This is a genomic window from Streptomyces sp. 150FB (genome assembly GCF_000818195.1).
Taxonomy (GTDB): domain Bacteria; phylum Actinomycetota; class Actinomycetes; order Streptomycetales; family Streptomycetaceae; genus Streptomyces.
Genome location: NZ_JTHL01000001.1, coordinates 4692351 through 4699752, shown reverse-complemented (window position 1 = coordinate 4699752; position 7402 = coordinate 4692351). Strand labels below are relative to the sequence as shown.

Here is a 7402-nt window from a genome sequence, read left to right as displayed (position 1 = left end):
CGCCGCCGTTGTCCGTACCGCCGCCGCCCGAACCCGCGGGCGGGGTCGACGGGTCGCGGGACGGCTCGGTGGGCTTGCTGGCCGTCGGAGTGGGCTTCTCGGAGGGCGTGTAGTCCGGGAAGCTGTTGTCGCCGCCTGAGGTGTCCGGATCGTCGCTCTGATCGGTCTGGTCGTCGGACGGCGTCGGATCCTCGGACGTCGCCGACTGCGACGGCTGGACGACCGGCCCCTTGTCGGTGTTGCCGGTGTCCGGCGAGCTGATCGAGCTCAGCGCGTACGCCACCCCCGCCACGATCGCGACCACGGCGAGCGCGACGAAGAGCCACATCCTGCTGCGACCGCCCCCGCCGCCGCCGCGGCGACCGCCGTCGTACCCGCCGTCGTCCGGGTTCTGCGGCGGCAGCAGCGGGCGCTGCGCGGTGTCACTGCCCGGCGGGTGCCCCATCGCCGTGGTGGCTGCGATCCCCATCGCCGGGGTACCCGCGCGGCCGTGCGCCTCGACGACGCCGGTGTTCCACGTACCGGTGTACGGGCCCTGCTGCTGGAGCATCTGGAGGCCGTACTGAACGAGCCCGCGCATCTCCTCGGCGCTCTGGAACCGGTCGTCGGGCTCCTTCGCCAGCGCCCGCATGACCAGGCCGTCCAGCTCCGGCGGAGCCACGTCCGAGGTCTCGGACGGCGGGATCGGGATGTCCTGGACGTGCTGGTAGACCACCGAGAGCGGGGTCTCGCCGGTGAACGGCGGGCGCAGCGCGAGCAGTTCGTACAGCAGACAGCCCGTGGCGTACAGGTCGCTGCGGTGGTCGACCGCCTTGCCGAGCGCCTGCTCGGGGGAGAGGTACTGCGGGGTGCCCATGACCATGCCGGTCTGGGTCATCGTCGACTGCGCGCCGTGCAGAGCGCGCGCGATGCCGAAGTCCATCACCTTGACAGCGCCGCTGTGCGTGATGATCACGTTCGCGGGCTTGATGTCCCGGTGCACGATGCCGTGCTGGTGCGAGTAGGCGAGCGCCTCCAGCACACCGGAGACAATGATCAGTGCCTGCTCGGGCGGCGGAGCCTCGGCGTTCATCAGGAGTTCACGGATGGTCCGGCCCTCGACCAGCTCCATCACGATGTACGGCACGGTCTGGCCGCCGAAGGTGTCCTCGCCGGAGTCGTAGACCGCCACCACAGCGTGGTGGTTGAGGCCGGCGACCGACTGGGCCTCGCGGGTGAAGCGGGCCTTGGAGACCGGGTCCTCGGCCAGATCGGACCTGAGCAGCTTGACCGCAACGGTGCGTCCGAGGCGTACGTCCTCCGCCGCGAACACCTCGGCCATACCGCCGCGGCCGAGGCGGTGGGTCATCCGGTAGCGGCCGTCGCCGACCAGCCCACCGACGCCCCAGGATTCCGCCGCATCCGGCACTCCGCCGCCGCCTGCTTCGGGTTCGGGTGCCATCAGTCCTCGCCGTCGTTTCTGTCCGCGTGAGATCCGCGTGTGCGGTCCGCGGTGGTTCGGTGTACCCCGGGCGTATTGCGCCGTATCCCAGGGGTGCTATGCCACGTCACGCTACAGCCTTCGTGCGATGCCCCGGTTCCGCTCAGGAATCGGAACGGGTTCGGGGCGGGGCGGTCATGAAACCCGCCGAGGCGCCGACCACGCAAATTACATGCGGATCCTGTAACGCTTCCGAGACTCTTGTCTGTGCGTACGGTCACGGAACGGGCACCCGGCTTGACGTGTCGGAGGCCTGCGGCAGACTTGGATCGCAATACCTGACGTGCGACACCTTGTAATGACTTGCGACACCTGTAATAGGGGATCACCGCGTAGCGATCACCGCGTCAGCGCGCGGAGGGGGAAGCAACAGTATGAACCAGGACGGGGCTCAGGGCCGCTTGGCGGGCCAATCGGTCGCGAGTGGCAGATATCAGCTCCGTGATCTCCTCGGTGAGGGGGGAATGGCCTCCGTATACCTGGCGTACGACGCGGCGCTCGACCGGCAGGTCGCCATCAAGACCCTGCACACGGAGCTGGGCCGCGAGCAGTCCTTCCGGGAGCGCTTCCGGCGCGAGGCGCAGGCCGTGGCCAAGCTGTCGCACACCAACATCGTCTCCGTCTTCGACACGGGTGAGGACGATCTCGGCGGCGCCCCGATGCCGTACATCGTCATGGAGTACGTCGAGGGGCAGCCGCTCGGCTCCGTCCTCCAGTCGGATGTGCGGCAGTACGGGGCGATGCCCGCCGACAAGGCGCTCAAGGTGACGGCCGACGTGCTGGCCGCGCTGGAGACCAGCCATGAAATGGGCCTGGTCCACCGGGACATCAAGCCCGGCAATGTGATGGTCACCAAGCGCGGCACGGTCAAGGTGATGGACTTCGGCATCGCGCGCGCCATGCAGTCGGGTGTCACCTCGATGACGCAGACCGGCATGGTCGTCGGTACGCCGCAGTATCTGTCGCCGGAACAGGCGCTGGGGCGCGGCGTCGACGCCCGCTCCGACCTCTACTCGGTCGGCGTGATGCTCTTCCAGCTCCTGACGGGCCGGCTGCCGTTCGACGCCGATTCGCCGCTGGCCATCGCGTACGCCCATGTGCAGGAGGAGCCGGTCGCTCCGTCCTCCATCAACCGCACGATCACCCCGGGGATGGACGCGCTCGTCGCGCGGGCCCTGCGGAAGAATCCGAACGAGCGCTTCCCGACCGCCGAGGCGATGCGCGACGAGTGCCTGCGCGTGACGCCGTCCGGGCAGACGGGCGCCCCGGTGATCATCCAGGGCGCTCCGACGTCGAACGGGGCCGGGGTCGGGGCCGCGGTCTTCCCGCCGGTCGACCAGTCGATGCAGGCGCCGCCGCAGCACAGCGTCCAGGCGCCGTATCAGCAGCCCGGCCCCTACGGCTATCCCCCGCAGGCGGTGACACCCGTGCACGGCCAGACAGCGGGCCACATGCAGCCGGGACCCGGGTACGGCTATCCGCAGCAGGGCGCCTACCAGCCGGCGACCCCGCCGCCGTACGCCCTCTCGCCCCAGCCGGCCACGGTCGGCGCCGCCGCCAAGAAGCGGAACATGCCGGTGATCGTGAGTTCGGTCGTGGTCGCACTGGTGGCGATCGGCGGTCTGATCGTGGTGCTCCAGTCGCAGGGCGATACGAAGGACGACAAGGCGGACCCCACGACGAGTCAGTCCGCGTCGGCCGCTCACCGGCCGCCCGACCGCAGCCGCACCATCAACGTCGACAAGTGCACCCACCCGCTGGAGGACTCCACCGATCCGAGCAAGGTGGAGGCGCCCGACCTGCGCTACAAGGACATCCTCTCGGTGAAGGACTGCCTGCGGAAGGCGGGCTGGACCTGGACCCCGGAGAAGGAACAGGACGAAGGCGCCTACGCCGAAGGCACCGTGATCACGCAGTACCCCGCGCCCGGTACCGCCGTCGATCCCAAGAGCCAGCAGTTCGAACTGACGGTCTCCACGGGCAACGCGGGCTGAGGTGGCAGCGGGGCGGCGAGCCCCGGAGGGCGTCGGCCGGGTTTTTCTTGAGATGCCGGATGTACGGGGACATGTGACTCTGAACCGGTGACTTCCTGGCACCGGTTCCGCACCTCCTGCGCGATCACCGTCGTATCCCTCCTCCTGGCGGCGCCCGCCGCGTACGCCGAGGAATCCACTCCCCCCGCCGCCGGGCCGACGGCGACCCCCGGCACGTCCGACTCCCTGGCGGGCCGTCCGGCCGGGGAGGGCCGCGACCGTCCCGGCAGGCCGCCGACCGGTTCCGGTGTCACCCGTCCGGAGGATACGAGTCCGAGCGCGGCGACGCGTCCCGGTGAGCCGGAAGACACCGGCGAGCCGTCCGGGCCCTCCATACCGGCCGAGTCGTCCGGGTCCCCGGGGTCGACGGCGCCCGACGATTCCGCTTCCGTCTCCCCTTCGTCCGCCGCTTCGAACTCCGCCTCCGCCTCCGCGGCTCCCGCGAAGCCGTCGCCGAAGCGGTCGCCGTCCGCCGGTACGACGCGGGGCTCCCGGCATCGGACCGGCAAGACCGACGAGACGGGCGAGACCGGCAGGGACACGGACGAGGCCCCGGGGCTGCCCCCCGGTGCCGGTCGCTCGCCGGGTGCGCAGCGGCTGCCGGACGCGGCAAGCAAGCAGGAGGAGCGGCCGCTCACCGAGTCCGTCGTAAGGCCGATCCCGGTGGCGACCTTCGGCGCCGGGCTCGTGCTGCTCGGCCTGGGGCTCGGCTTCATCGGGCTCCGTCTGCGGCGCCGCTGACAACGCCCTTTCCGGCCCCCTGTCCGGCCGCCGTCCTCCTCAAGATCTACCTGTCACGTCCGTCTCAGGTCGCTTGTCAGCTACGACATACTCGGTATACATACTGAGTATGTCGATTCGCCATGGGCTTCTCGCCCTCCTGGAACGCGGCCCCCGCTACGGCTCGCAGTTGCGTACGGAGTTCGAAAGCCGTACCGGCTCCACCTGGCCGCTCAACGTCGGCCAGGTCTATACGACCCTCGGCCGCCTCGAACGTGACGGCATGGTCGAGCAGGGCGGCGAGGACGGCGCCGGCCACACGCTCTACGCCATCACGGACTCAGGACGCGCGGAGCTGCGGTCGTGGTTCCGGACGCCCGTCGACCGCAGCAGTCCGCCCCGGGACGAACTGGCGATCAAGCTGGCCATGGCGGTGGGCACCCCCGGCGTCAACATCCGCGAGGTCATCCAGTCGCAGCGCCACCACACCATCCAGGCCATGCAGGACTACACCAGGCTCAAGGCGGCGGCGCTCGATCCCGGGCCGGCCGACCGGGACGAGGTGGCCTGGCTGCTCGTACTGGAACAGCTCATCTTCCAGACGGAGGCCGAGGCGCGCTGGCTCGACCACTGCGAGTCGCGCCTTGTCCGGCTCGCCCAACTGGCGGCGTCGGCCGCCCCGGCGGCCCCTGCCTCTCCGGGGACTGCGGCGGCCGACAGTGCCGAGGCAGCCGCACCGGCCGTGAAGGCCGGGCCTGCCACGTAGGCCCCAGGGCGCCGGTTGGCCGGGTCGTCCGGCCGCTCTCACGCGCCTGACGGCGTTCCTCAGCCGACCCGTCGGCATCGGCACCCGTCACCAGCCACACCCATCCGTTCATCCGCTCGTACGCACAGCTCGTACACGCACAGGGGGACCCCCATGCCCACGCAAACGGACCAGCCACAGCAGCCGGTGCTGCAACTCCGGGAGTTGACCCGCGTCCACGGCAGCGGCGCCACCGAGGTGCACGCCCTGCGGGGGGTCAACCTCGATGTCTTCCCCGGCGAACTCGTCGCCGTCATGGGCCCGTCGGGCTCCGGCAAGTCGACGCTCCTCACCATCGCCGGGGGCCTCGACAACCCCACGTCGGGTCAGGTGATCGTCGAGGGCACCGACATCACCACCGTGGGCCGCAAGCAGCTCGCCGCCCTGCGCCGCCGCAGCATCGGCTATGTCTTCCAGGACTACAACCTGATACCCGCGCTCACCGCCGCCGAGAACATCGCGCTCCCCCGCGAGCTGGACGGTGTCTCCGCGCGCAAGGGGCGCGTCGAGGCGCTGGCCGCGCTGGCCGAGATGGGACTCGACGCCCTCGCCGACCGCTTCCCCGACGAGATGTCGGGCGGCCAGCAGCAGCGGGTGGCGATAGCCCGCGCGCTCGTCGGCGACCGGCGGCTGGTGCTCGCCGACGAGCCGACCGGCGCCCTCGACTCCGAGACCGGCGAGTCCGTGCTCGCGCTGCTGCGTACCCGCTGCGACGCGGGGGCCGCCGGGGTCCTGGTCACGCACGAGCCGCGGTTCGCCGCCTGGGCGGACCGGGTGGTCTTCCTGCGCGACGGCGGGGTCGTCGACCAGACCGTCCGCAGCGAGGCGGACTCCCTCCTGTCCGGCCAGGCGGCCGAGCTGTGAGGACCTGGTACCACTCCTGGCGGGCCGCGATCCGTATCGCCCGCCGTGACGCCTGGCGTTTCAAGGGGCGCAGCTTCCTCGTCCTTGCCATGATCGCCCTGCCCATCCTCGGCGTGAGCGCCATGGATCTGACCATCCGTACCTCCGAGCTGACGGCCTCGGAGAGCCTGGACCGCGACCTCGGGCGGGCGGACGCCAAGTTCACCGACCCTGGGCTCGGCGGCGTCCCCATCCTCCAGAACCCGGACAACACGCAGTACACGCCGGTGAAGGACTACGACAACGAGCCGTGGCCCGACGGCAAGGCCGACGTCACCAAGGCCATCCCCGTGGGCAGCAGGGTCCTCACGGACACCACCGGCAACGGCAAGCTCCGTACGAAGCACGGGCTGCTGAACACCCGGATACATGAACTCAAGGCCGCCGACCCGATGGCCAAGGGCATGCTGCGCCTCAACAGCGGACACTTCCCCGAGAAGACCGGCGAGGTCGCTGCGACCACGCACTTCCTGGAGACCAGCGGTCTTCGGGTGGGTTCGAAACTCACCGCTCGGAGCCTCGACGCCGACTATCGGATCGTCGGCTCCTACGAACTGCCCAACGAGCTGAAGGCCGACGAGGTCAACGCGCTCCCCGGAGCGCTCCTCGCGCCGCTCGACAAGGCGCTGAAGGCCGACCAACTGCCGGGTACGGACCCCAGCACCGTCCACCTGTTGACCGTCCCCGGTCATAGTTTCACGTGGAACATGGTGCAGAAGGTCAATACGTTCGGGATCACGGTCGACTCGCGCACCGTGCGGATGCACCCGCCGGCCAAGGCGGACATCCCGCTCTACCAGAAGTCGGGCTGGAGCGACGGCCGAAGCGAGGGGTCCGACGTCACCGTGCTCGCCTCGGCGGCCACCGTCATCGGTCTCGCCATGCTGGAGATCTGCCTGCTGGCCGGGCCCGCCTTCGCCGTCGGCGCCCGCCGCTCGCGCCGCCAGCTCGGCCTGGTCGGCGCCAACGGCGGCGACCGGCGCCATATCCGGGCCATCGTGCTCGCCGGCGGTCTGGTCATCGGGGTCGCCTCCGCCGTCGTCGGCTCGATCCTCGGCATCGCTCTGACCTTCGCCCTGCGTCCCACCCTTGAGAACCTGACGGGCCAGCGGTTCGGCAGCTACCACTTCCGGCCGCTGGAGCTGGCCGGTATCGCCGCGCTCGCCGTACTCACCGGCCTGCTGGCCGCGATCGTGCCGGCGATCAACGCCTCCCGGCAGACCGTTCTGGCCTCGCTCACCGGCCGCCGCGGCATCCGCAGGAGCAGCCGGGTCCTGCCGGTCGTGGGCCTGATCGCCTTCCTGCTGGGTGCGGCGATCGCGCTGTACGGGTCGACGCTGACGGACCAGTTCGCCATCGTCGCCGGCGGCAGCGCCATCGCCGAGCTGGGTGTGGTCGCCCTGACCCCGGCCCTGGTCGGTCTCTTCGGCCGGGGCGGCCGCTGGCTACCGCTGTCGCCGC

The 7402-nt window shown here is 70.7% G+C and carries 6 protein-coding genes; 5 read left to right on the top strand and 1 reads right to left on the bottom strand.

Features of this window, described 5'->3' with window-relative positions; genetic code table 11:
• Positions 1-1441, bottom strand: a 1441-nt coding sequence (locus QR77_RS20125) for a protein kinase (RefSeq protein ID WP_040023425.1), incomplete at its 3' end; no start/stop codon positions are given.
• A 413-nt stretch (positions 1442-1854) separates the two neighbouring features.
• Between QR77_RS20125 and QR77_RS20120 the strand changes: the two genes are divergently transcribed.
• The 5 genes from QR77_RS20120 to QR77_RS20100 form a co-directional block, all read left to right on the top strand.
• Positions 1855-3474 carry a protein kinase gene (locus QR77_RS20120; RefSeq protein WP_040023424.1) on the top strand — a complete coding sequence of 540 codons (1620 nt, stop codon included), beginning with the start codon at positions 1855-1857 and terminating at the stop codon, positions 3472-3474.
• An 87-nt stretch (positions 3475-3561) separates the two neighbouring features.
• On the top strand, positions 3562-4254 hold the full coding sequence (locus QR77_RS20115; RefSeq protein ID WP_040023423.1) for a hypothetical protein: 693 nt from the start codon (positions 3562-3564) through the stop codon (positions 4252-4254).
• A 109-nt stretch (positions 4255-4363) separates the two neighbouring features.
• On the top strand, positions 4364-4999 hold the full coding sequence (locus tag QR77_RS20110; RefSeq protein WP_040023422.1) for a PadR family transcriptional regulator: 636 nt from the start codon (positions 4364-4366) through the stop codon (positions 4997-4999).
• A gap of 153 nt (positions 5000-5152) precedes the next feature.
• Entirely contained in the window at positions 5153-5902 is a 750-nt protein-coding gene (locus QR77_RS20105; RefSeq protein ID WP_040023421.1) for an ABC transporter ATP-binding protein, read from the top strand.
• Positions 5899-7402, top strand: a 1504-nt coding sequence (locus tag QR77_RS20100; protein ID WP_040023420.1) for an FtsX-like permease family protein, incomplete at its 3' end; no start/stop codon positions are given. The genes QR77_RS20105 and QR77_RS20100, both read left to right, overlap by 4 nt.